The sequence below is a fragment of the Mycobacteriales bacterium genome (assembly GCA_035690485.1).
In the GTDB taxonomy this organism is placed as follows: domain Bacteria; phylum Actinomycetota; class Actinomycetes; order JAFAQI01; family DASSKL01; genus DASSKL01.
Window position 1 is genome coordinate 36,896 of sequence record DASSKL010000066.1, and the last position, 19,088, is coordinate 55,983.

General features: G+C 72.9%; 21 protein-coding genes. 14 read left to right on the top strand and 7 right to left on the bottom strand.

Annotated elements, in window-relative coordinates:
• The first annotated feature begins 22 nt into the window (after window positions 1-22).
• From VFJ21_08965 to VFJ21_08975, 3 genes are read left to right on the top strand one after another with little or no spacing between them, the layout of a single operon-like run.
• Entirely contained in the window at window positions 23-250 is a 228-nt protein-coding gene (locus tag VFJ21_08965) for a heavy-metal-associated domain-containing protein (protein ID HET7407244.1), read from the top strand.
• Window positions 247-2,487 (top strand): heavy metal translocating P-type ATPase, encoded by a 2,241-nt coding sequence (locus tag VFJ21_08970; protein HET7407245.1) that lies wholly within the window; start codon window positions 247-249, stop codon window positions 2,485-2,487. Before VFJ21_08965 ends, VFJ21_08970 begins: the two co-directional genes overlap by 4 nt.
• A complete protein-coding gene (locus tag VFJ21_08975) occupies window positions 2,484-3,134 on the top strand; it encodes a class II aldolase/adducin family protein (GenBank protein HET7407246.1) in 651 nt (216 codons plus the stop codon). The genes VFJ21_08970 and VFJ21_08975 overlap by 4 nt, the downstream gene beginning before the upstream one ends.
• 1 nt (window position 3,135) lies before the next feature.
• Here VFJ21_08975 and VFJ21_08980 read toward each other — a convergent pair whose 3' ends face one another.
• Window positions 3,136-3,720: a nuclear transport factor 2 family protein gene (locus VFJ21_08980; GenBank protein HET7407247.1), complete on the bottom strand. Its 585-nt coding sequence runs from the start codon at window positions 3,718-3,720 to the stop codon at window positions 3,136-3,138.
• Between VFJ21_08980 and VFJ21_08985 the strand changes: the two genes are divergently transcribed.
• Window positions 3,719-3,889 carry a CsbD family protein gene (locus VFJ21_08985; GenBank protein HET7407248.1) on the top strand — a complete coding sequence of 57 codons (171 nt, stop codon included), beginning with the start codon at window positions 3,719-3,721 and terminating at the stop codon, window positions 3,887-3,889. The genes VFJ21_08980 and VFJ21_08985 overlap by 2 nt on opposite strands.
• Window positions 3,890-3,907: 18 nt before the next feature.
• Here the strand turns inward: VFJ21_08985 and VFJ21_08990 are convergent, their stop codons facing one another.
• The 3 genes from VFJ21_08990 to VFJ21_09000 form a co-directional block, all read right to left on the bottom strand.
• Window positions 3,908-4,090, bottom strand: coding sequence for a hypothetical protein (locus VFJ21_08990; protein ID HET7407249.1), 183 nt, complete (start codon window positions 4,088-4,090; stop codon window positions 3,908-3,910).
• A complete protein-coding gene (locus VFJ21_08995) occupies window positions 4,087-4,671 on the bottom strand; it encodes a hypothetical protein (protein ID HET7407250.1) in 585 nt (194 codons plus the stop codon). The genes VFJ21_08990 and VFJ21_08995 overlap by 4 nt, the downstream gene beginning before the upstream one ends.
• 137 nt (window positions 4,672-4,808) lie before the next feature.
• The gene (locus VFJ21_09000; protein HET7407251.1) at window positions 4,809-5,624 is read right to left on the bottom strand and encodes a YoaK family protein; all 816 of its coding nucleotides are present in this window, start codon (window positions 5,622-5,624) and stop codon (window positions 4,809-4,811) included.
• Window positions 5,625-5,718: 94 nt separating this feature from the next.
• Between VFJ21_09000 and VFJ21_09005 the strand changes: the two genes are divergently transcribed.
• On the top strand, window positions 5,719-6,918 hold the full coding sequence (locus VFJ21_09005) for a M20 family metallopeptidase (GenBank protein HET7407252.1): 1,200 nt from the start codon (window positions 5,719-5,721) through the stop codon (window positions 6,916-6,918).
• A gap of 7 nt (window positions 6,919-6,925) precedes the next feature.
• Here VFJ21_09005 and VFJ21_09010 read toward each other — a convergent pair whose 3' ends face one another.
• Complete coding sequence (locus tag VFJ21_09010; protein ID HET7407253.1) at window positions 6,926-8,236, bottom strand: trypsin-like peptidase domain-containing protein; 1,311 nt, start codon at window positions 8,234-8,236, stop codon at window positions 6,926-6,928.
• A gap of 162 nt (window positions 8,237-8,398) precedes the next feature.
• Between VFJ21_09010 and VFJ21_09015 the strand changes: the two genes are divergently transcribed.
• Both VFJ21_09015 and VFJ21_09020 read left to right on the top strand, forming a co-directional pair.
• Window positions 8,399-9,301 (top strand): ZIP family metal transporter, encoded by a 903-nt coding sequence (locus VFJ21_09015; GenBank protein HET7407254.1) that lies wholly within the window; start codon window positions 8,399-8,401, stop codon window positions 9,299-9,301.
• Window positions 9,302-9,311: 10 nt separating this feature from the next.
• Window positions 9,312-9,536, top strand: coding sequence for a hypothetical protein (locus tag VFJ21_09020; GenBank protein ID HET7407255.1), 225 nt, complete (start codon window positions 9,312-9,314; stop codon window positions 9,534-9,536).
• Window positions 9,537-9,543: 7 nt separating this feature from the next.
• On the opposite strand, the gene VFJ21_09025 is transcribed toward VFJ21_09020, so the two are convergent.
• Window positions 9,544-10,272, bottom strand: coding sequence for a VC0807 family protein (locus VFJ21_09025; GenBank protein HET7407256.1), 729 nt, complete (start codon window positions 10,270-10,272; stop codon window positions 9,544-9,546).
• A 137-nt stretch (window positions 10,273-10,409) separates the two neighbouring features.
• Between VFJ21_09025 and VFJ21_09030 the strand changes: the two genes are divergently transcribed.
• The 7 genes from VFJ21_09030 to VFJ21_09060 all read left to right on the top strand — a co-directional run bounded on the left by VFJ21_09030 (window position 10,410) and on the right by VFJ21_09060 (window position 18,079).
• Window positions 10,410-11,750, top strand: coding sequence for a cytochrome P450 (locus VFJ21_09030; protein HET7407257.1), 1,341 nt, complete (start codon window positions 10,410-10,412; stop codon window positions 11,748-11,750).
• A gap of 97 nt (window positions 11,751-11,847) precedes the next feature.
• Entirely contained in the window at window positions 11,848-12,342 is a 495-nt protein-coding gene (locus tag VFJ21_09035) for a hypothetical protein (GenBank protein HET7407258.1), read from the top strand.
• An 82-nt stretch (window positions 12,343-12,424) separates the two neighbouring features.
• A complete protein-coding gene (locus VFJ21_09040; GenBank protein HET7407259.1) occupies window positions 12,425-14,449 on the top strand; it encodes a sensor histidine kinase in 2,025 nt (674 codons plus the stop codon).
• On the top strand, window positions 14,446-15,105 hold the full coding sequence (locus VFJ21_09045) for a response regulator transcription factor (GenBank protein ID HET7407260.1): 660 nt from the start codon (window positions 14,446-14,448) through the stop codon (window positions 15,103-15,105). The genes VFJ21_09040 and VFJ21_09045 overlap by 4 nt, the downstream gene beginning before the upstream one ends.
• Before the next feature lie 223 nt (window positions 15,106-15,328).
• On the top strand, window positions 15,329-15,931 hold the full coding sequence (locus VFJ21_09050; GenBank protein HET7407261.1) for a TMEM165/GDT1 family protein: 603 nt from the start codon (window positions 15,329-15,331) through the stop codon (window positions 15,929-15,931).
• 19 nt (window positions 15,932-15,950) lie between these two features.
• The gene (locus tag VFJ21_09055; GenBank protein ID HET7407262.1) at window positions 15,951-16,817 is read left to right on the top strand and encodes an SDR family NAD(P)-dependent oxidoreductase; all 867 of its coding nucleotides are present in this window, start codon (window positions 15,951-15,953) and stop codon (window positions 16,815-16,817) included.
• Window positions 16,818-16,828: 11 nt separating this feature from the next.
• Entirely contained in the window at window positions 16,829-18,079 is a 1,251-nt protein-coding gene (locus tag VFJ21_09060; GenBank protein ID HET7407263.1) for an alpha-hydroxy acid oxidase, read from the top strand.
• On the opposite strand, the gene VFJ21_09065 is transcribed toward VFJ21_09060, so the two are convergent.
• Window positions 18,060-19,088: an LLM class F420-dependent oxidoreductase gene (locus VFJ21_09065; protein HET7407264.1), complete on the bottom strand. Its 1,029-nt coding sequence runs from the start codon at window positions 19,086-19,088 to the stop codon at window positions 18,060-18,062. The genes VFJ21_09060 and VFJ21_09065 overlap by 20 nt on opposite strands.

Below are 19,088 nucleotides of genomic sequence, written 5' to 3' on the forward strand. Positions count from 1 at the left end.
ACCCACGACAAGGAGATCTCCGATGACCACCACCGCGCGCTACACCGTCAGCGGCATGACCTGCGGCCACTGCGTCTCCGCCGTCACCGGTGAGATCACCGCCCTCCCGGGGGTGCAGTCGGTCGACGTCGACCTCGTCGAGGGCGGCGAGTCGACGGTCGTCGTCACCAGTGCTGCCCCGCTGGCCGAGCAGCAAGTTCGCGAGGCGGTCGACGAGGCCGGCTACGAGCTGACCGGCAGCCAACCATGAGCGTCGAGACCGGGCAGCACACGGTCGAGCTGGCCATCGGCGGCATGACCTGCGCCTCCTGCGCGGCGCGCGTCGAGAAGAAGCTCAACCGCATGGACGGCGTCACCGCCAGTGTCAACTACGCGACGGAGAAGGCCAGGGTCACCTACGCCGACGGCGTGCGTCCCCAGGACCTCGTCGCGACGGTCGAGGCCACGGGCTACACGGCCGCGCTGCCGCAGCCCCGCGCCGCGGCGCCCGGTCCAGCGCCGGAGCAGCCCGACCCGAGCGCGTCGCTGCGCCAGCGGCTGCTGACGACCCTCGTGCTCGCCGTACCGGTCATCGTGCTGGGCATGGTGCCCGCGCTGCAGTTCGACTACTGGCAGTGGCTGTCGTTCACGCTGGCCGCGCCGGTCGTGACGTGGGGGGCGTGGCCCTTCCACCGCGCCGCGCTGACCAACCTGCGACACCGCGCGACGACGATGGACACCCTCATCTCGCTGGGCGTGCTCGCGGCTTTCGGCTGGTCGGTCTACGCGCTGTTCGTCGGCGGGGCCGGCGAGCGCGGGATGACGATGCCGTTCACGCTGGTGCCGTCGCAGGGCGGCGGCGCGGACGAGATCTACCTCGAGGTGGCCGCCGGCGTCACGCTGTTCATCCTGGCCGGGCGCTACTTCGAGGCGCGGGCCAAGCGCCGGTCCGGTGCCGCGCTGCGTGCGCTGCTCGAGCTCGGAGCCAAGGACGTCGCGGTCCTTCGGGGTGGCGTCGAGCTGCGGGTGCCGGTCGAGCAGCTCGCGGTCGGTGACGAGTTCGTCGTCCGGCCGGGGGAGAAGGTCGCCAACGACGGCGTCGTCGTCACCGGCACGTCCGCCCTCGACGTGTCGATGCTGACCGGCGAGTCGGTGCCCGTGGAGGTCGGTCCCGGCTCTGCCGTGGTCGGCGCCACCGTCAACGCCGGCGGGCGGCTCGTCGTGCGGGCCACCCGGGTCGGCGGCGACACGCAGCTCGCGCAGATGGCCCGCATGGTCGAGGAGGCGCAGAACGGCAAGGCGCAGGTGCAGCGGCTCGCCGACCGCATCTCCGCGGTCTTCGTGCCAGTCGTCATCGTGCTCGCCCTCGGCACCCTCGCCGTCTGGCTCGGCACCGGCCACCCGGTCGAGACGGCGTTCACCGCCGCCGTCGCGGTGCTGATCATCGCGTGCCCCTGCGCGCTCGGGCTGGCCACCCCGACGGCCCTGATGGTCGGGACCGGCCGCGGCGCGCAGCTCGGCATCCTCATCAAGGGGCCCGAGGTGCTCGAGTCGACCCGCCGGGTCGACACCGTCGTGCTCGACAAGACCGGCACGGTCACGACCGGCCGGATGGCCGTGCACGCCGTCGTCGTCGCACCGGAGGTCGAGCGTCGCGAGCTGCTGCGGCTGGCCGGCGCGACCGAGCACGCCTCCGAGCACCCGATCGCCCGAGCGATCGCCACCGCGGCGCAGGCCGAGGTCGGCGAGCTGCCGGCCGCCGAGGAGTTCGTCAACGTCGAAGGGCTCGGCGTGCAGGCCGTCGTCGACGGCCGGGCGGTGCTGGTCGGGCGGCCCGCGCTGCTGGCCGACTGGAGCATTGCCCTGCCCGACGACCTGCAGGCCGCACTCGCGGCAGCCGAGGCCGAGGGGCGTACGACGGTTGCCGTGGCATGGGACGGCGCGGCCCGGGGGATCGTCGTCGTCGCCGACACGGTCAAGCCGACGTCGGCCCAGGCGATCGCAGAGCTGCGGGACCTCGGCCTGCGCCCGGTCCTGCTCACCGGTGACAACGCCGCGGTCGCCGCGTCGGTCGCCCGCGAGGTCGGCATCGCGGCCGACGACGTGATCGCCGAGGTGCTCCCGGCCGGCAAGGTCGACGTCGTCAAGCGTCTCCAGGACTCCGGCGCCGTCGTCGCGATGGTCGGCGACGGGGTCAACGACGCCGCTGCGCTGGCGCAGGCCGACCTCGGGTTGTCGATGGGCACCGGCACCGACGTCGCGATCGAGGCGAGCGACCTCACGCTCGTGCGCGGGGACCTGCGCACGGCCGTCGACGCGATCCGGCTGTCCCGCCGGACGCTGCGCACGATCAAGGGCAACCTCTTCTGGGCCTTCGCCTACAACGTCGCGGCCCTGCCGCTGGCCGCGGCGGGCCTGCTCAACCCGCTGCTCGCGGGAGCAGCGATGGCGTTCAGCTCGGTGTTCGTCGTCAGCAACAGCCTGCGGCTGCGCCGGTTCCGGCCGTGACCGGCGACGACGCGAGGGTCGCCCTGGTCGAGACCAGCCGCCGGATGGTCCGTGACGGGCTCTGCATCGGTACGTCGGGCAACCTGAGCGTCCGGGCCGGCGACGACATCTACGTCACGCCGAGCGGCGTCCAGGTCGACGACCTCGTGCCGGCGGACATCTGCGTCGTCGACCCGGCCGGCGCGGTGCGCAGCGCACCGCGCCGGGTGACCTCCGAGCTGCCGCTGCACCTGGCGGTCTACGCCGCGAGCGACGTGGCCGGTGCCGTCGTACACACCCACTCCCCCTACGCCACGGCGCTGTCGACGGTGGCGGTCGAGCTGCCCGCGATCCACTACACGATCAACGCGCTCGGCGGCCCGGTGCGGGTCGCGCCCTACGCGACGTTCGGCACGCCGGAGCTCGCCGGTCACGTGCGACGGGCGATCGACGGTCGTTTCGCCGCGATCCTTGCCAACCACGGCACGGTCGCTTATGCCGAATCGCTGGCGGAGGCCTACCGCCGGGCCGAGCTGCTCGAGTGGCTGGCGACCCTCTACTGGCGGGCCTGCCAGATCGGGGCGCCGGCCATACTCACCGAGGCCCAACTCGGCGCGGTGCGCGAGCAGGCCCGGCGTACCGGCTACGGCGACTCGCTGGCGCCGTGAGTCAGCGACCGACGAGGCTCGACCGGCCGTCGGTGCCCCACCACGAGGCCGTCGTCCGGGTGCCTTCCACGCGTGGGCCGATCTCCTCGTAGAGCCGCCGGTAGCCGGTGTGAGCGATCCGCCACGCGTCGCCCACCCTCACGTAGCGGTCCTCGTAGTAGGAGGCGCCACGCACCACGAGTCCCGGCTCCTCCAGCACGACGACGTCCTGCAGTGCCCACGAGCCGGTCGCGCTGCGCCCGTCCTCGCTCAGGCCGATCTCCGGGTGGCCGACCAGGTGGCTGGTCAGGATCCGCTCGGACCCCATCGAGGTGGTCAGGAACCCGACGATCTCGGCCCGGCCCGTGAGAGTGATCGCCCCTCCGCCGTACGACGCGGTGCCGTCCTCGACGAACAGCTCACCCAGCTCGGTGAAGTGCTTCGTGTCGAGCAGCCGGCAGTAGCGGTACTTCAGCTGACGCAGCGCTTCGACGTCGACCAGCTGTGCGGCGCTCGGCGTCGTGAAGTGGCGGGCCTCCATGGGCAGCGGATCGTAGCCGGGCAGCGAGGTTAGCCGCGCGGCGACGTCCGGGTAGGAACGGTGCATGGGACTCATGGACAAGGCCAAGAACACCGCAGAGGAAACCGTAGGCAAGGCCAAGGAGACGACGGGCCGGGTGACCGGTGACCGTTCGATGGAGGCCGAGGGCAAGGTCGACCAGACCAAGGGCGACCTCAAGCAGGCGGGCGAGAAGGTGAAGGACGCCTTCAAGTAAGACGTCCACCGCCCGCGTTCAGCGCAGTGCGGGTGCCTGCACGGCTGCTGCGTCGGCGACTGCTCGGCGCAGCAGCCGCAGCCCGTCCAGGAGCTGCCGGTCGGTGCGCCCGTCGAGGGAGCGCCCGGTGCGGCGTGCGATCCCGCGCAACTCGGCGGTCAGCTGGGAGGCGGGTGCGTCCGATCTACGAGCACTCGTCACGCAATAGGTATCGGCGCGGCAGTTGCCGCAATTGAGTGTTGTTGCCGGCAACGTTGCCGGGTGAGCGCGATCGCGTCGGCGAGCAGCCGGCGCAGCGCGACGTCGGCGTGCGGGCCGGCCACCCGGGCGATGTCGAGGACGGCGCCGTGAATCGCGCGCCCACCGGGGCCGTGCAGGTGGCTGCGCAGCAGCCGCCGGCGCCACCAGGTGAGCGGTCGCGGGTCGGCCGCCCGTCGCTCGCTGACCCGAAGCGCGTGGGTCAGGAAGAACCGGTCGGCCGGCCGTGCACCGTCCAGGGCGCGCCGGCAGCAGAGCGCGACGATCTCCGCGCCGACGCGCTCGTCCGCCGCGGAGGTACCGATCACCGAAGGGATCATCGGCACCAGCGCCGCGCGGCCGGTGTCGCTGCTGCGGTCGTTGACCGCCCGCGCCAGCATGCCGAGCGCCGGGTGGGCCGAGCGCGGATGGTCGCTCCATCGTTCGCCGGCCAGCAGCGAGGCGATCTCCATGAAGCAGCCGCCTTGTTCGGGGCTGGCATGGCGGCCGGGGGACAGGATCGGGATCAACGTCGGCACCGTCATCGGAGACTCCCATCGCGCGCAGCCGACAGAGCAGGGAGCAGGGGTCCGAGACCCTCGTCGATCCTCCCCCTGGATCCCCGTGTTGGCCATACCCCTTCGCCGTCAGTCACGCGCGACTCCGGGCTCGCGCCGCTGCGTCAGCCCGCGGTCCAGTCGTCGAAATCGGTGGCGCGCTCTCCTGAGCGCAGCCGGCGGTCGATCGGGAAGCGCAGCTCGGTCGCGGCCACCACGAGAAGCAACGCGATCGGGATGGCGACGCAGCGCAGCTGCCAGCGATGTTGCAGGTAGCCGCCGAGGATGCCGCCCGCGGCGTAGACGCACCAGATGCCAGCGACAAGCCCGATCCGCCGTCCGGAGGGCTGTCCCGGCTGGACTCCCACCTCGGCGCGCAGGTAGCTCGGCTGGTTGCGCTGCAACGGTCCCCGGAGCAGGAGCCCGGCCAGCTCGTCGGACAACTGGGTCAGCATCCCCGACACGTACGTCGTGCGTACCGTGCGGCCGCTGATCTGCTGCAGCGTCGAGGTCTGCAGCCCCATGGCGATGACGGCCAGCGCGGCCAGCCCGTAGTACGTCGCGGTGTCTCTGCGCGCCACCTGGCCGTGGGTCGCGGCCAGGCCGCCGAGGACCGCGAAGGCCACCAGCAGCCCCGCCTCGATGCCGATGACCAGCGCCGACGGCGAGCGCAGCGCCGCTCTGGTGCCGGCCTCCATCAGGATCGTGCCGACGGTGATCGCGATGACGAACAGGGCGACGGCGAACAGCGCCGGAGCCGCGCGCAGGACGACCCCGCTGCCCAGATAGACGCCTAGCCGGGTGCTGTTGCCGCTCATGTGCGCGGTGAACAGGTCGAGGGTCATGTAGCCGACCACGTCGACGAACCCCGCAACCCCCGCCAGCGTCACGGCGAGCAGTGCTCGCCGGTGGGGCCGGCCCACGCGGCTTGCGTCCGTCACGGAGTGCCTCCGTCCTCTCCTGCGTACGGCGCGAGGTGCAGCGCGTGCGCCGATGGGCGCCTACCCGCTGCGACGGCGATGCCACAATCCGGCCATGACGCTGCTCGAGGACGCGCGTGCCCTGCAGGACGACCTGGTGCAGTTCCGGCGGAAGATGCACCGCGAACCGGAGATCGGGCTGCAGCTGCCGCGCACCCAGGAGCGCGTGCTCGCCGCGCTCGACGGCCTGCCGCTGGAGGTCTCGACCGGCTCGTCGCTGACCTCGGTCACCGCCGTGCTGCGCGGCTCGGCAGCCGGGCAGGCGCGACGGTCGGTGCTGCTGCGCGGTGACATGGACGCGCTGCCCGTCGTCGAGCGGTCGGGCGTCGACTTTGCAGCCGGCGGGGAGACCATGCACGCCTGCGGGCACGACCTGCACACGGCGATGCTGGTCGGGGCCGCTCGGTTGCTGTCCGCGCAGCGCGAGTCGTTGGCCGGCGACGTGGTCTTCATGTTCCAGCCCGGCGAGGAGGGCTACGACGGCGCGGCCCACATGGTCGGTGAGGGCGTCCTCGACGCCACCGGCCATCGGGTCGATGCCGCGCTCGCCCTGCACGTGACCAGCGGGCTGCTGCCACGCGGGCTGTTCGCCAGCCGGCCCGGCCCGGTGATGTCGGCGGCCGACGTGCTGCGGGTCACCGTGCGCGGCGCCGGAGGGCACGGCTCGTCGCCGCACCAGGCGAAGGACCCGATCCCGGCCGCCTGCGAGATGGTGACCGCGCTGCAGACGTTCGTGACCCGCCGGTTCAACGTCTTCGACCCGGTCGTCATCACGATCGGCGCCTTCCACGCCGGCACCGTGCACAACGTGATCCCCGACGACGCCTGCTTCGAGGCGACGGTCCGGTCGTTCTCTCGCGACGCGCACGAACGGGTGCTGGCCGAGTCGGTGCGGGTGTGCCAGGGCATCGCCGCCGCGCACGGCCTCGACGTGGAGGCCGTGGCCGAGGAGCTCTACCCGGTGACCGTCAACGCCGCCGGGTCGGTCGACGACCTGCAGGACGTGATCCGCGAGGTGCACGGCGACAACCGGTTCGTCGAGCTGCCCAACCCGGTCGCAGGTTCCGAGGACTTCTCCCGCGTGCTCGACGAGGTGCCCGGCGTCATGGCGTTTCTCGGAGCCACCCCCGCCGATCGCGACCCGGCCACCGCGCCGTACAACCACTCGCCCGAGGCGGCGTTTGACGACGGCGTGCTGGCCGACGGGGTGGCGGTCTACGCGGAGTTCGCCCGCCGCGTGCTCGGCGCCGGCTGACCGGCCGCTACTGGGGCGGGCCGGATCCGAGCCGGACCTGCACGCTGCGCTGCCGGCCCGACCCGTCGACGTAGCCAACGCTGACCACGTCACCCGGCCGCTGGGCGAGCATGGCCGCACTCAGCGCGTCGGGGGAGTCGACCGGCTGCCCGTCGACCGCGGTGATGAGGTCGCCGGCGACGATGCCGGCCGCCTCGGCCGGGCCACCCGAGACGACCCCGGCGACCAGCGCACCGGAGGTCGGCGCGCCGAACCCGTTCTGGTCCCGCGCGGCCTGCACCTCGACGCCGAGCAGTGCCGTCGGCCCGATGTGCACGGTCGAGGACGCGTTGCCCGAGGAGATCTGGTGGGCGATGCGCAGCGCGTCGTCGATCGGGATCGCGTAGCCGTCGCCGCCGGTCGCGGAGAAGCGGAACCCGTCGGAGGCTGCGGTGTCCATGCCGATGACCCGTCCCGACTGGTCGACCAGCGGGCCGCCCGAGTCGCCGGGCACGACGTCGGCGTTGGTCTCGATGAGGCCGGTCAGCTGCTCGGAGGTGCCGTCGGACTCGTTGGAGGCGGTGATCGTCTGGTCGAGCGCGGTGACCGATCCTCCGGCGTACGACGGTTCGCCGCCGGTCCCCCCGGCGTTGCCGACGGCGACGACCGCCTGGCCGACCCGCACGGCCGACGAGTTGCCCGTGCGCACGGTCTGCAGGCCGGACGCGCCGGCGAGCTGCAGGACGGCGACGTCGTGGCTGCGGTCGTAGCCGACGACGGTCGCGGCGTAGGTCTTGCCGTTGCCCACGTCGGTTGCGGTGATCTTCGTTGCGCCGGTGATGACGTGGTTGTTGGTGAGGATCTCGCCGCCGGGTGTCAGCACCATGCCGGTGCCGGCTGCCTGGGCCTGCTGGTAGCCGATCCACGTGTTGATGTCGACGATGCCGGGGGCCACGCGCCGGCCGATGGAGGCGGCGTCGACGGGACCGGTCGTGCTGTTGGTTCCGCCGGAGCCGGCGTTGGTGCCGCCGGGACCCGCGTTGCCGCCGTATTGCCACCAGTGGTGGAAGCCGAACCCGTTGCCCGGCGCGGGCTGCCCGCTCTGCGCGGACGGCGAGGAGGCCGTGGGGTGGTGGAGGACCGCAGCGAGCGCCCCGCCGGCGATGCCCGAGACCAGGACGAGCAGGGCCGCGAGCAGCGCGGTGACGCGGTTCAGCCCGCGGTGGCGGTGCTCGACCGGCGCAGCGAGTGGTTCGCCGGGCGAAGGCGCAGCCGTCGCCTCGCCGTCGGTGGGAGCCGTCGCCGGCTGAGCCCACCAGGGCAGGTCGCGCTCGTCCACGGGTTCTCCCACTCGCCGTACGCCGGACATCGTCCACCCGGCACGGTGCCCTGACTGGCTGAACGGAACCTGAGGACGGGCTGATCCGTGCCCCGGTTTCTCTCTCGGGGCCGAGGGTTAGGATGCCCTTAGTCATCAGCGTTTGTGGGGAAGGAAGCCCGGATGGGGCTGGGAACCACGCTCGTGCTCGGGCTGATCGCCGGAGCGACGATCCTGTTCGGGCTGCCGCTGGGCCGGCTGCGCGCTCCCGCGCCGGGGCTGCGCGCGTTCCTCAACGCGGTGGCCGTCGGGATCCTGCTCTTCCTGGTCTGGGACGTGCTGTCGGCGGCATGGGAGCCGATCGACCAGGCACTGGTCCGGGTGCACGACGGGCACGGCGGCGGCGCGACCGCCGCGGGATACGGCGCGATCTTCGCGCTCGGGCTGGCGGTCGGCCTGCTGTCGCTGGTGTTCTACGAGCGCTGGATGTCCGGGCGCATTCGGCGGGGCGGCACCGGCCCGGCCCGGGGCGCGGCGGTGAAGTTCGGGCCCGGCGCGATGCACGTCGAGGAGCTGCCCGAGACCCGGCCACGGGGCATGGCCACCTGGTCGCCCGGCCGGCGCCTGGCCTTGCTGATCGCCGTGGGCATAGGTCTGCACAACTTCGCCGAGGGGCTCGCCATCGGCCAGTCCGCGGCCAAGTCGGAGATCGCCCTCGCCACGCTCCTCGTCATCGGCTTCGGTCTGCACAACGCCACCGAGGGCTTCGGCATCGTGGCGCCCCTTGCCGGCGACACGACCGACGACGGTCGCCCCGTGCGGCCTGGCTGGGGCTTCCTGCTCGCGATGGGCGCGATCGGTGGCGGGCCGACATTCCTCGGCACGGTGGTCGGGCACTCGTTCACGTCCGAGCCGGTCAGCGTCGTCTTCCTGACCCTCGCGGCCGGGTCGATCATCTACGTCGTGACACAACTGCTCGGTGTCGCGGCGAAGACCCGGCGCGGCGACCTGCTGGCCTACGGTCTGCTGCTGGGCCTGCTGCTCGGCTTCGGCACCGATGCCATCGTTTCCGCAGCGGGTGCCTGAGGGGGCCTCCGTGTTCGAGCGCTACGACCGCGTCGTCCGGTGCAAGGAAGGCCACCGGTTCACCACGATCTGGGTGCCGATGGCGTCGCTCAAGGCGGTCCGGCTCGGTCGCCGCCGCTGGCAGCGCTGCCCTGTCGGGGGCAACTGGACGACGGTCACCCTCGTCGACGAGAGCACCCTCGACCCGCAGGAGCTGGCGGCCGCGCGGTCGGTGCACGACTCGCGCATCCCCTGACCGGGCCTCAGGTCGTCGCGCTGCTGCCCCGGCCTCTGGTGCGGGCCGCTTCGGCGGCCGCGATGAAGGGCGCCAGATCCGGCACGCGTGCGAAGGCCCGTCGCGGGTAGTGCAGCGAGAACACGAACAGCGCCAGGGCGATCGGCCACGAGAACGCCGCGCGCGCCAGCAGGAACGTGTTGGTCGACTGGGTGGCGAGCAGCCACAGCTGCAGGCCGCCGCCGAGGATGAGGTAGGCAGCCCAGGCGAGAGTCAGCCGCGAGAACACCTGCCGGTAGGCCGCGTGCGCGCGCACGTAGTCCTGAAACGGGTAGAAGACCCGGGCGATCGCGCCGACCGCCGGCCGGGCGGCGACGACCGAGGCGAGGAAGGCCAGCCCGATGATGAAGTTGTTGATCACGCCCGGTCCGAAGAAGACCCCGCTCGACTGCGTCAGGGCGCCGGCCGTGCCGCGCAGCGCGACGTAGCCCGCGGCGATCCAGACGACGACACCCACCCGCTGCCCGCGGAGGCGGCGTAGCGCGATCAACGCCAGCGACCACAGCGTCGCTGCGACGATCGCCGACACGACGCCGGCGGTGCTGTTGAGCGCCAGGAACAGCACCAGCGGGATGACCGCGTCGGTCAGTGCCCGCGGGCCGAACTGGCGCACGACGCTGCGCAGGTTGGGCGGCGGGGGTACGTCGTCGAGCGGCTCGGGTGGCACCCCGGCGACGGCCAGGGACGCATCGACCATGTGCCGAGCCTGCCCGATCCGGCCTCCGACGGCCAGGCAGGTCTACGGGGTGAGCAGCGAACCGCTGTGACCCGGATCACCTCCGGCGGCCCGTAACCATCGATGATTGCCGCGCGCACGAGGTGGATGATGCGCCCGTGGTCACCGCAGCCGCTGCACCGCGGCGCTTCCACTTCACGCCGCGCCGCCTGGCCTGGTCGCTGGACCGCACGCGCAGTATCGAGCTGTGGGACGAGGTCGGCGCGTTCACCCGCCGCGACGGCGTCAGCCGCTTCCGCTTCGCCGGACAGACCAACTGGGTCGTCACCGACCCGGCCTGGTGCCGGCAGATCCTGACCGCGCCCTACGAGGTGGTCGCCCGAAGCGGGTCGTTTCGCAAGATCGGCGTGTTCCTCGGCGACAGCCTCATCACCACCGACGGCCCGCCGCACCGGCTGCGACGCCGGCAGGTGCAGCCGGCGTTCCAGCACCAGCGGCTCGAGACCTATGCCGACAGCATGGTCGCGGCGGCGCAGGCCACCGCGCGGGCCTGGCGCGACGGGCAGCAGGTGCCGATGGAGCGCGAGATGGCCGCGCTCACGATGGACGCCATCGGCCGGTCCGTCCTCGGCGTCGACGGTCGGGCGACGGCGGAGGTCATCGGCGGCTCGCTGGAGCGGCTGCTCCGCGCGCTGCCGCTGATGTTCGTGCCGCAGTTCGAGAAGGTCGCCCTGCAGCCGATCCCCGGGCTGCGGTGGCTGCGAGAGGCCTACGACACCCTCGACTCGGTGGCGCGCGACGCCGCTGCCCGTAGCGAGGCCGAGCTGGTCCAGTCGCTGCGCGAGGCCGCAGCCGACGTGCCGGAGCTGTCGGACGAGGACGTTCGGGACGAGCTGCTCACCCTGCTGCTCGCCGGCCACGAGACGACCGCGACGACGCTGACCTGGGTCTGGTGGCTCCTCGACCGCCATCCGCAGGTGGCCGCACGGTTGCGCGCGGAGCTCGGGTCGGTGCTCGGCGACAGAGTTCCGGCGTACGACGACGTCTCCCGCCTGCCCTACGTGCAGGCGGTCGTGGCGGAGACGCTGCGGCTGCGCCCCGCGGCGTGGATCCTCGAGCGCGAGGTCGTGGGCGACCTGTGGCTCGGGCCCTACCACCCGCCGCCCGGCACGGTGCTGCTGCTGCCGATCTACCTGTTGCACCGCGATCCGCGGGTCTGGGACGACCCGATGGTCTTCCGCCCCGAGAGGTGGCTGGGCGCCGACGGCAGCTACGACGAGACCGCACCCGGCCAGCCGCGCGGTGGCTACCTGCCCTTCGGCGCCGGGGCGCACGTCTGCATCGGCGCGTCGTTCGCCTGGACCGAGGCGGTGCTGGCGCTCGCCGTGCTGGCGCCGCGGTGGCGGCCCTCGCTCGCCCCCGGCGCCCGGATCGGCATCCGCGCCACGGTCACCATGCGCCCTGCGCACGGCATGCCGATGCAGCTGCACGCCGCCTGACCGCCGAAACTTCCCGGCCGGTCGGGACGCGCGCCCATGACGGCGGGACAGCTGCCGGGCCAGCCTTGCCTCCTGTCCAGGCAGAGAGGTGGGGGAGATGTCCACGATCAGCGAGGTTCGGCAGGGTCCGGTCGCGTCGGTGCGCGGTCTGGCCGCCAAGGTCGGGGCGGTCGCGGTCGTCGCGGCCGGCGGGCTCGCAACATATGCGGCGTACGGCGATCCGCACGCGAAGTCCGGCCAGGAGTCGGCGGTCCCGTCGCTCGTGGTGATCGCCGTGGTGGTCGGCCTGATCGTCTACGGCTGGGTCGTCCCCAAGGGGCTGCGGTCGATCCGGTCCGGTGGCCGGCACGCGGCCCGGTGGGCGCTGGTGCCGGCGGTGGTCGCGCTGCTGGTGAGCGTGGCCTTCTGGAGCGGCCTGCCGGTGGTGATCGGTGCCGGCGCGCTGATGCTGGCCGCGGAGGGGCGGGCGCAGGCAGCCGGTCGAGGGATCGGTGCCAGGCCGTTCACGATCGCACTGACTCTCGCCGCGCTCGCGGTGGTCGGAAGCATTCTGTTCACCGTGCTCGGTAACACCGTGATGTCGCACTCCTAGAGCGAGTTACGCGCCTGCGGCGAAGCCGAGCGACGCCGCGGCGCGGGTGGGACACTGGCAGCCAGGACGTCGGGTGGGGGCGATGGCGACGGACACCGCGGTGCGGCACGATCTCGTGCGTCGTACCGCGGTGTCCCTCGTCGTCTTCGCCGTCGTCGCGCTGGTGGTTCTGGGACTCGTCCTGTCCGCACTCGACGGGCGGGCCGGCGGCGCGGTCGTCGGTGTCGTCGGGCCGCTCGCCTTCACCGCTGTCGGCGGGCTCGTCGCCGTGCAACGACCCGACAACCGGTTGGGGTGGCTGTTCCTCGTCGGCGCCGTGCTGATGACGGTTCTCGGCGTCGGTGGGGAGTACGCCAAGCGCGCCCTCGTCGACGCGCCCGGCTCGCTGCCGGCGGGGACCTTCGTCGCGTGGCTCGCCGACTCGATGGCCACTCCGATGGCGGGGGTGCTCGCCGGACTCTTGCCGCAGCTGTTCCCGACCGGTCGGCCGCTGTCGCGGCGGTGGCGCTTCCTGGTCTGGGCCGCGTGCGGCTACATCCTGCTGGCGTTCGTGGGCAACGCGGTGGCGGCGCAGAAGCTGGAGAGCGTGCCGCAGATCGACAACCCCTACGCCGTCGCCGCGCTGCAAGGCGCGGTCGGGCCGGTCGTCGGCATCTCGGGGCTGTGCGGGGTTGTCGCCCTGGTCGGCGGCGTCGTCACGCTGGCGCTGAGGTGGCGCCGGGCGGCCGGCGACGAGCGCCAGCAGCTGAAGTGGTTTCTCGCGGGCGTCGTCTGGCTGCCGATCCCTCTGGTGCTGCACGGCGTGGTGTCGTCGACGATCGACGACGCGCTGTTCTCGTTCGTGTTCGTGCTGATCCCGGTCGTGCTCGGCGTCGCGATCCTGCGCTACCGGCTCTACGACCTCGACCTCGCCGTACGGCGCACGGTCGCCTACGCGACCGTCACGGCGCTGGTCGTGGGCCTCTACCTGGCGGTCGTCGCAACGGCGGCGCTGGCGGTCTCCGGCGCGGTCCCGCTCGGTGCGCACGTCGCCGCCGCGGTGGCTGCGGCAGCGGTGTTCCAGCCGCTGCGGTCGAGGGTGCATCGAGCGGTCGACCGCGTCTACTACGGCGATCGGGCCCGGCCTTACGAGGCCGTCGGCCGGTTGGCCCGCCGGCTCGAGGCCGCGGCGGCGCCCGAGACCGTGCTGCCGACGGTGGTCGAGACCGTCGCCGACGCGCTGCGGGTGCCCTACGTCGGTATCGAGCTCGACGACGGCGGTCTGCGGGTCCTCGCGGCCGAGCACGGCACCCGGTCGCTGGAGCCGGTGAGCTTTCCGATGACCTACCAGAACGACGTGGTCGGCCGGATGCTCGTGTCGCCGCGTGACGCGCGCGACCCGCTCGGCCCGGCCGACCTGAGGCTCCTGGCCGACCTCGCCCGGCAGGCCGGTGTTGCCGCGGCGGCGGTGCGGACGACGACCGCGCTGCTGCGCTCACGTTCGGAGCTGGTCGCCGCCCGGGAGGAGGAACGCCGCCGGCTGCGCCGCGACCTGCACGACGGTCTGGGCCCGACGCTGGCCGGGGTCACCTTGGGGCTGCACGCCGCGCGGGCCAAGCTCGCCGCCGACCCGGAGGAGAGCGAGCGCCTCCTCGCCGCCATCGAGACGGAGGTGGAGGAGGCCGTCGCCGACGTGCGGCGGCTGGTCTACGGCCTGCGGCCGCCGGCGCTCGACGAGTTCGGCCTGGTGCGCGCCGTCCAGCTGCACGCGGCCCGCTTCGACGGGACCCAGGGCGGCCTGCGCGTGGTCGTCGACAGCCCGCCCGAGGGTCTGGGCGTGCTGCCCGCCGCCGTCGAGGTCGCGGCCTACCGCATCGCGACGGAGGCGCTGACGAACGTCGCGCGCCACGCGCAGGCGCAGACCTGCACGGTCCGCCTGTCGCTCAACGGAGCGTTGGAGGTCGAGGTCACCGACGACGGTCGCGGGTTCGCCGCCGAGCCGGACGTGGGTGTCGGGCTCGCCGCGATGCGCGAGCGCGCGGCCGAGCTCGGCGGCACGCTCAGCCTCGAGCGACCGGAGACGGGCGCGCGGGTGCGGGCCAGGCTGCCGATCCCGGAGCCACGATGAGCGAGCCGCTGCAGGTGGTGATCGCCGACGACCACCCGGTGTTCCTGAACGGCCTACGGGCGCTGCTGTCGACCGACCCGGACATCCAGGTCGTCGGCGAGGCGGTCGACGGGCTGCAGGTCGTCTCGCTGGTCGAGGAGCTGCAGCCGGACGTCGTCGTCATGGACCTGCACATGCCCGAGCTGGACGGCGTCGCGGCGACCAGGAGCATCACGCAAGACAGCCCGCACGTCGCGGTGCTCGTCCTGACGATGTTCGACGACGACGACTCGGTCTTCGCGGCGATGCGGGCGGGCGCCCGCGGCTACCTGCTGAAGGGCACCAACCAGGGCGACATCGTGCGCGCCGTGCACCTCGTGGGCGCGGGTGGGGCGATGTTCGGTCCGCTCGTCGCGCAGCGGGTCATCGAGTTCTTCGCCCGGCCGAGACCGGCCGGGGTGGCGCTCGTGTTCCCGCAGCTGACCGACCGGGAGCACGAGATCCTCGAGCTGGTCGCCCAGGGGCACGCCAACCCGGCGATCGCCCGGCGGCTGCGGATCAGCGACAAGACCGTGCGCAACCACCTGTCGAACATCTTCACCAAGCTCGCCGTCGCGGACCGTGCGCAGGCCGTGATCCGGGCGAGGGAGGCCGGCCTCGGGACGCGTCCCATCTGAGCCCCGGGACCACGCGGGTAGAGTGAGTTCCGAAGGGGAGTAGCCCCGTCACCGGCGGTCGACATGCTGGCGCTCGCGCCCGGCCGCCGGGCCTGCACTCGCTGCAGGTGGGCGAGACCTTCGACCAGGCCGACCAGGCCGGGCCGAAGGCACCCCGTCCCTTCTCCCGGCCGAGACCGGGAGGAACCCACGTGCGGAGCGGGCAGCACTGCCGCGGTGCGTCGTGCTGAGCGCGGCGGTCGTCGCCACCGTGTTCGGCGTCATCTTCCTCGCCGAGCTTCCCGACAAGAGCCTGTTCGCCTCGCTGGTGCTCGGCACGCGCTACCGCGGGCTCTACGTCTGGGTCGGCGTGGCCGCGGCCTTCCTCGTGCACGTGGTCATCGCCGTGGCGGCCGGCCAGGCGCTGACGCTGCTCCCGCAGCAGGTGGTGGAGTCGGTCGTCGCCGCGTTGTTCCTGGCCGGCGCGGCCTACCTGCTGCTCGGCAGCGAGGAGGCCGTGACGCGAGAGGGGGTCGAGGAGGGGGAGCGGGCGGCGCGCGTGCCGCCGAGCTTCCTGCGGGTCGCGCTGACGTCGTTCGGCGTGGTGTTCGTCGGCGAGTGGGGCGACATCACCCAGATCGTCACGGCCAACTACGCCGCCCGTTACGCCGCGCCGTTCTCGGTCGGCCTCGGTGCCGTGCTCGCCCTCTGGGCGGTGACGGCGCTCGCGGTGACCGCCGGCTCGAAGCTGCTGGACCACGTCTCCGTGACCGTGGTACGCCGGGTGACCGGGGTGATTCTGCTGGGCTTCGCGGCCTACAGTGCGGTGGCGGCGGCGACCGGCTGACCGCGCCGAGGAGGGCCGGATGGACTCGTTCGAGGGGCGGCTCGCCGTCGTCACTGGCGGCGGCAGCGGCATGGGCCGCGAGCTTGTCGTGCAGCTGGCCCGGGAGGGGTGTGCGGTCGCCGCGTGCGACCTCAACCTCGAGGCCCTGCACGAGACGGTGCGGCTCGCGTCCGCCGAGGCGCCCGCCGGCCTCAAGATCACCGCCCACCGGTGCGACGTCTCCGACCCCGCGGCGGTCGACCGGTTCCGCGACGAGGTGCTGCGCGACCACGCGACCGACCACGTCGACCTGCTGTTCAACAACGCCGGCATCGGGGGCGGCGGCAGCTTCGTCACCGCCGACCGCGGCGAGTGGGAGCGCACGTTCGGCGTGTGCTGGGGTGGCGTCTACAACTGCAGCCGCGCCTTTGTCCCGCTGCTCGTCGCGAGCGACGACGCCTACCTGGTCAACACGAGCAGCGTCAACGGCTTCTGGGCGCGACTCGCGCCGGGCGTGCCGCACACGGCCTACAGCAGCGCGAAGTTTGCGGTGAAGGGCTTCTCCGAGGCGCTGATCGAGGACTTCCGCGTCAACGCCCCGCACGTCAAGGTCGCGGTCGTGATGCCCGGCCACATCGGCACCGACATCGTCGTCAACTCCCGCCGCGCGCACGGCGGCGGCGAGGTCGAGGCCGACGTCGAGGCCATCGGCACGATGTTCCGCGACAGCGCGCCGACGTCGGCGGCGCAGGCGGCCACGATCATTCTCGACGGCGTACGTCGCGGCGCCTGGCGCATCCTGGTCGGCGACGACGCGCACGCGATCGACGAGGCGGTGCGGGCCGATCCGGAGGCGGCGTACGAGCCCGGCGTCAGCCTCGGCACGCTGCGCCTGCCCGCGTCCTGACCGGAGCTTGCATGGCGAACCCGTTCAGGACCCTGCGGTCGGTCGTCCGGCTGGGTCCGGTCGAGACCGACCCGATCGAGCGGCGGCTGTCCCGTGCCGCGTCCGTCGCGGACCTGCGGCGCATCGCGAGGCGGCGGCTGCCCGGCGGGGTCTTCGACTACATCGACGGTGCCGCCGAGGACGAGCGCACGCTGGCGGCCAACCAGGCGGCGTACGGCGCGGTGACCTACCGGCCACGAGTGCTGCGCGGCATCACCGAGGTCGACCTCTCCACGACGATTCTCGGCAAGCCGGCTGACTACCCGCTCGCCCTGGCCCCGACCGGCTTCACCCGCATCGCCGATCCCGCCGGGGAGCTCGCCGTCGCCCGGGCCGCTGCGCGCGCCGGCCTGCCCTACACGCTGTCCACGCTGAGCACCCGGTCGATCGAGGAGGTGCGCGCGGTCAGCGACGGGCGGCTGTGGTTCCAGGTCTACGCCTGGCGCGATCGCGGGCTGGTCAAGGAGATGATCGACCGCGCTGCCGGCGCCCGCTACGAGGCGCTCGTGCTGACCGTCGACACCGCGGTGCTCGGCCGGCGTGAGCGCGACGTCCGACGCGGCTTCTCGCTGCCACCGGCGATCGGTCTGGGGACGTTCGTCGACGGAGCGCTGCACCCCGGCTGGACCTGGCAGTTCGTGCGCAGCGAGCCGATCCGCTTCGCCAACGTCGTCGGCCGCGACGTCGGCGACGGCGCCTCGCCGGTGACGCTGTCCGACTACATCAACACGCAGTTCGACCCCGGCCTGTCCTGGGACGACGTCGACTGGCTGCGCTCGGTGTGGCACGGCCCGGTGCTGGTCAAGGGCATCCAGACCGTCGAGGACGCCAGGATCGCCGCCGACGCCGGTGTCGACGCGATCGTGCTGTCCAACCACGGCGGCCGGCAGCTCGACGGCGCGCCCGCGACGCTGCCGCTGGTCGCGCCGGTGGCGGACGCGGTCGGCGGGCGCACGGAGATCATCTGCGACGGCGGCGTACGCCGGGGCAGCGACATCCTCAAGGCGGTGGCCCTCGGCGCCACCGCCTGCATGGCCGGCCGCGCCTACCTCTACGGCCTCGGTGCCGCCGGCGAGCGCGGCGTCGATCGGGTGCTCGAGTGGTTCCGGGCGGACCTCGCCCGCACCATGAGCCTGGTCGGCGCGGCAAGCGTCGCGGACCTGAATCGTTCGTTGGTGGAGGCCGCCTTCGAGCGGGCGGCCTTCAGCTCACCCAGGACTTGACCTTCTCGATCAGCGCCAGCGGGTCATCACCGACCGGGTTCACCGTGAGCCGGGTCACGCCGGCGTCCCGGTAGGCCTGGATGCGCTCGCGCACCCGGCCTTCGTCACCGACGAGCGCCGTGGCGGCGAGGTAGTCGTCGGGCACCAGCGCTTCGGCCTCGGACTTCTGTCCGGACAGGTAGAGGTTCTGGATCCGCTCGGCCTCGTCCTCGTAGCCGTAGCGCCGGAACACGTTGTTGTAGAAGTTGCGACCCTTGGCGCCCATGCCACCGACGTACAGCGCCGTCATCGGGCGGGCCGCGTCGCGCAGCTTGCGGGCGGTGTCCTCGTCGCAGATCGACAGCGTGCCGCCCGCGACGATCTGCAGCGGCTCGAGCGAGGAGTCGCGCCGGGCCAGGCCGCGGTCGAGGTCGGCCTTCCAGATGTCGGCCTTGTCGGGGTGGAAGAACGCCGGCAGCCAGCCGTCGGCGAGCTGGGCGGTCATCTCGACGTTCTTCGGGCCGAGCGAAGCGATGTAGATCGGGATGCTGTCGCGCACCGGATGGTTGATGATCTTCAGCGGCTTGCCCAGCCCGGTGCCCTGGCCCTCGGGGAGCGGCAAATGGTAGGCCTCGCCGTCGTAGGCGACCCGCTCGCGCTTCCAGACCAGGCGGCAGATGTCGATGACCTCGCGGGTGCGGGTGAGCGGCTTGTCGTAGGGCACGCCGTGCCAGCCTTCGATGACCTGCGGTCCCGACGTGCCGAGGCCGAGCACGAACCGGCCGCCGGACACCGCGTCGAGACCGGCGGCGGTCATCGCGGTCAGCGTCGGCGTGCGCGAGTAGATCGGCAGGATGCCGGACGCGAGCTCGGCGCGCTCGGTGTGCGCGGCGAGGTAGCCGAGGATCGACACGGCGTCGAAGCTGTAGAGCTCGGCCACCCAGATCATGTCGATGCCGGCGGCTTCCAGGTCCTTCGCCCTGCGCGCCGCCTGCTTGGGGTCGCCGGTGTAGCCGAGACCGGTGGACAG

What these genes read in the sequence shown, in the direction of transcription:
- VFJ21_09060 (HET7407263.1), top strand. Translation starts at nt 16,829, where the DNA reads ATGGCGAACCCGTTCAGGACCCTGCGGTCGGTCGTCCGGCTGGGTCCG.
- VFJ21_09040 (HET7407259.1), top strand. Translation starts at nt 12,425, where the DNA reads ATGGCGACGGACACCGCGGTGCGGCACGATCTCGTGCGTCGTACCGCG.
- VFJ21_08965 (HET7407244.1), top strand. Translation starts at nt 23, where the DNA reads ATGACCACCACCGCGCGCTACACCGTCAGCGGCATGACCTGCGGCCAC.
- VFJ21_09005 (HET7407252.1), top strand. Translation starts at nt 5,719, where the DNA reads ATGACGCTGCTCGAGGACGCGCGTGCCCTGCAGGACGACCTGGTGCAG.
- VFJ21_08980 (HET7407247.1), bottom strand. Translation starts at nt 3,720, where the DNA reads ATGCACCGTTCCTACCCGGACGTCGCCGCGCGGCTAACCTCGCTGCCC.
- VFJ21_08985 (HET7407248.1), top strand. Translation starts at nt 3,719, where the DNA reads ATGGGACTCATGGACAAGGCCAAGAACACCGCAGAGGAAACCGTAGGC.
- VFJ21_08970 (HET7407245.1), top strand. Translation starts at nt 247, where the DNA reads ATGAGCGTCGAGACCGGGCAGCACACGGTCGAGCTGGCCATCGGCGGC.
- VFJ21_08995 (HET7407250.1), bottom strand. Translation starts at nt 4,671, where the DNA reads ATGACGGTGCCGACGTTGATCCCGATCCTGTCCCCCGGCCGCCATGCC.
- VFJ21_09045 (HET7407260.1), top strand. Translation starts at nt 14,446, where the DNA reads ATGAGCGAGCCGCTGCAGGTGGTGATCGCCGACGACCACCCGGTGTTC.
- VFJ21_09025 (HET7407256.1), bottom strand. Translation starts at nt 10,272, where the DNA reads ATGGTCGATGCGTCCCTGGCCGTCGCCGGGGTGCCACCCGAGCCGCTC.
- VFJ21_09015 (HET7407254.1), top strand. Translation starts at nt 8,399, where the DNA reads ATGGGGCTGGGAACCACGCTCGTGCTCGGGCTGATCGCCGGAGCGACG.
- VFJ21_09055 (HET7407262.1), top strand. Translation starts at nt 15,951, where the DNA reads ATGGACTCGTTCGAGGGGCGGCTCGCCGTCGTCACTGGCGGCGGCAGC.
- VFJ21_09035 (HET7407258.1), top strand. Translation starts at nt 11,848, where the DNA reads ATGTCCACGATCAGCGAGGTTCGGCAGGGTCCGGTCGCGTCGGTGCGC.